The organism is Massilia sp. Leaf139 (genome assembly GCF_001424165.1).
Taxonomy (GTDB): domain Bacteria; phylum Pseudomonadota; class Gammaproteobacteria; order Burkholderiales; family Burkholderiaceae_D; genus Telluria.
This window is the reverse complement of record NZ_LMOJ01000019.1, coordinates 1-3,132: the sequence shown is the minus strand read 5'-3', so window position 1 is coordinate 3,132 and position 3,132 is coordinate 1. Positions and strand designations below refer to the sequence as shown.

Annotated in this window: 2 protein-coding genes; one reads left to right on the top strand and one right to left on the bottom strand. The window is 59.5% G+C overall.

All coding sequences use genetic code 11. The features are described from left to right. The first annotated feature begins 412 nt into the window (after window positions 1–412). A complete protein-coding gene (locus ASF77_RS11415; RefSeq protein ID WP_162244850.1) occupies window positions 413–2,137 on the top strand; it encodes a serine hydrolase in 1,725 nt (574 codons plus the stop codon). 41 nt (window positions 2,138–2,178) lie between these two features. On the opposite strand, the gene ASF77_RS11410 is transcribed toward ASF77_RS11415, so the two are convergent. Further along, window positions 2,179–2,595: a DUF2061 domain-containing protein gene (locus tag ASF77_RS11410; RefSeq protein ID WP_056339150.1), complete on the bottom strand. Its 417-nt coding sequence runs from the start codon at window positions 2,593–2,595 to the stop codon at window positions 2,179–2,181. Window positions 2,596–3,132 lie beyond the last annotated feature (537 nt).

The window sequence follows — 3,132 nt, the reverse complement described above, 5'->3', positions numbered from 1 at the left end:
ACGACTTTGCGCCGATGATAGTGCTGCAACCAGTGTGAAAGTAGGTTATCGTCAGGCTAGTTATAAGGGAAAAACCCGCTGATTACGATCAGCGGGTTTTTTTTCGTCCGGCGTTTTGTCAGCTCAGGCGTGTCGACGACCTCGTCCATAGCATGTGAATCGACAGTCCAGTTGCATCATTGCGCACTTCGTCGCAATCCCTCTCTTCCTGTTCGCTGATTGCTTACGATCAGCGGACTCTAATGAGGAGACATCGATGCACATGTCCAGGACAGGGGCCCGCCCGCCGCGCCCGTCGCACTTTCAACGGTATTCCATTTCCTTCATATTGTCCGCACTCGCTTGCTGGCTAAGTCCGGCCGCTGCGGATGTCCCGCTCCACGCCCTGCATGACATCACTTTGCAGAGCCAGATGGCACACCATCTGCAAACGGAGGAGCTCAACGGTGCGGTTTGGTCGCTCGTCACGCCCGATGCCGGTGTGCTGACCGGCGCGGCCGGGGTAAGGGACGCGGCGACGGGACAACCGATGACGCCGGACACCCGCGTGCACATAGGTTCGGTCACCAAGACCGTGCTGGCCGTCGGTGTGCTACGCCTGATCACGACGGGCAAACTCACGCTCGATACCGAAGTCGCGCCGCTCGTTCCGGCGGCGCGATTTGACAACCCCTGGCAGGCAACGGATCCGATCCGCGTGCGTCACCTGCTTGAGCATACGGCAGGGTTGGAAAACTTCCGCTTTCATCAGATCTTCAGCTTGCACGCCCGTGCCGACACGCCGCTCGCCGCCGCACTCGGCGCCGACCCGATGATTTTACGAGCCCGGCCCGGCGCGCAGTACGCCTATTCGAATATTGGCTACCATTTGCTTGGCATGGTCGTCGAAGCCGCCACGGGAAGCCGCTACGAAACCTATCTCAATACCGAGCTCTTGCGCCCCCTGGGCATGAACGACAGCAGCGCGGCCTTTGTTACGCAGGCTGGGCCGGGCGCCGATCCGAAGCTGGCCATGGGCCACTTCGAAAACGGGGTGGGGCAGGCCAGCGTGCCAGTGTATGCGCGTCCCCCTGTCCAGTTCACGACAAGCGCCGCCGACATGGGACGCCTGGCGCAATTCCTGATGGGAGACGGCAGGCTCGCCGGCCAGGTCTTCATCGCCCCCGCGCTGTTGGACATGCTTGCCGGCGCACACGGTACCGACGCCGCGCGGGCCGGCCTGTCGACGGGGCACGGACTGGCCCTCGCGACGCGCGATCGCAACGGGGCGATCGGGAACTGCCACCCGGGCACCAGTGTTGGCTTTCGCGCGATGCTTTGTCTTTTCCCCAAAGAGCGCAAGGCTTTCTTTGTCGCGATGAATGCCGACGTCGAGAATGCGGACTATGAAAGGCCGAACAAGCTGCTTACTGCGGCCTTGCAACTGTCCAGGCGAGCGGTTCATCTGGCCGGCGAGCCGGCGCCGACGGGAATGCATGATTGGGAAGGCATCTACGTGCCGGCCTGGAATGCGGTCGCGCGCCTGGCTTGGCTGGATACGGTGTTCAACGCCGGCGTCCTGCGCTGGAACGGTCAACTCCTCCAGTTCCAACCGATGCAGGGAGCGACGGCAAGCGTGCATTTAGTAGGCGGCATGCTGTTTCGGCGAAGCGACCGGCTCGCGCCGTCGCATGTGCTGTTCATCTCGAATGGCGAGCGCATGTTCAGCGATGGCCTGCGCACCTATCGGAGGGCGAGTCTCACAAACATGCTGTGGCTGTGGACGAGTGCCGCGCTGGGCGTGCTCGGGCTGACGGCGATCCTGTCGCGTGGACTTTGGCTGCTGGTGCGCGGCCGCCTGAAGCGTGACAGCAAGCTCGCCGTGCCGCTGGCGTCGGTGCTGCTGCTGTTCCTGCCCCTCCCATTATTCTTCACCCAGTCTTTCCTGCAGCTGGGCGACCTGACCCTGGCGAGCGGACTGCTGGCCTTCGCTACCTGTGCGCTGCCCTTGAGTATGGCATATGGCCTGATGCGGCTAACGGCGCGGCCGGTAGAAACGAGGCGCCCGGTGAGCGACGGGATCGCCTTGCTTGCGGTGCTGCAGTTAACGATCGTGCTCGCCGCCTGGGGAATGCTTCCGGTCGTGATGTGGCGATAACGCCGACCGAATCAGCAACGACACGTGGGGCGTCCCACGCATCATATGCCGCTCGGAAGCAGGCGATTCTGCATGTTGCGTTCGAGACCGTCCCACAACCGGTCGTGTAGCGGCAACACCAGCACATTACATACCGGTTCGAGCAGGGCAGCGATACCACCCATCGCAGCCGATCCCGTCGCCACATACATGACACCGAAAGCGACGCCCGCATGCAGACCGGTTTGGCTGAGCTTTTCCGCAGCGAGCGTGGCAAGGCGGGAGCGCGCATTGTCCGCATCGCGGCGCAGCCTTGCCCAGGCAGCCTCGTGAAAAGGCAGCAAGATAACGTTGATCACCGGCTCCACCAGGACTGCAAGGCCACTGAAGACGGCGGAGCCCGTGACGGCGTAGGCAAGCACATAAGCAATACCCATGTGGGTAACAACCTGGCTGACTTTCTTTGCGGCGGTGATCATTGCGACTCCAGTTTCTCGACTCAGGAGCAAATGATAGTCATTCTCATCTATGCCGTGAAATGAATTGATCTAACTGCTTAGATAGGCGTCATCTATCGCCTAGGTAGTGGCCTTGTTCTCAGGCACCGGCCATCGAGTACGGTAGCTCTTGCGAGATAAATGCCAACCGAAAACTTGGTGGGAGAAAGGCTCTTGCATACCGCGGCTGGCTTAGCTATAATTCGCCTCCGCTTCGGCGCTGTCAGCGAAACGTTAACAGAATCAAGTAGTTAGGTTCGTGTTTTCTTGGCAAGCAACGATACGGTGGAAAAAAATAAGTTGACGACGTAAGCGAAACGCTGCATAATCTCACTTCTCTGCTGCTGACAAACAAAACGATTTGTCGACAAGTAGCAAGCAGTACCGAATAAGTTCTTTAACAATTAACAGTCGATAAGTGTGGGCGTTTGATGAAGGTGCCAGTGACTTCGGTCACTGATTACTTAAATTATCAAATGTTCGCACAAAAGAAATACGTTGTCTCAGCAATGAGATGAC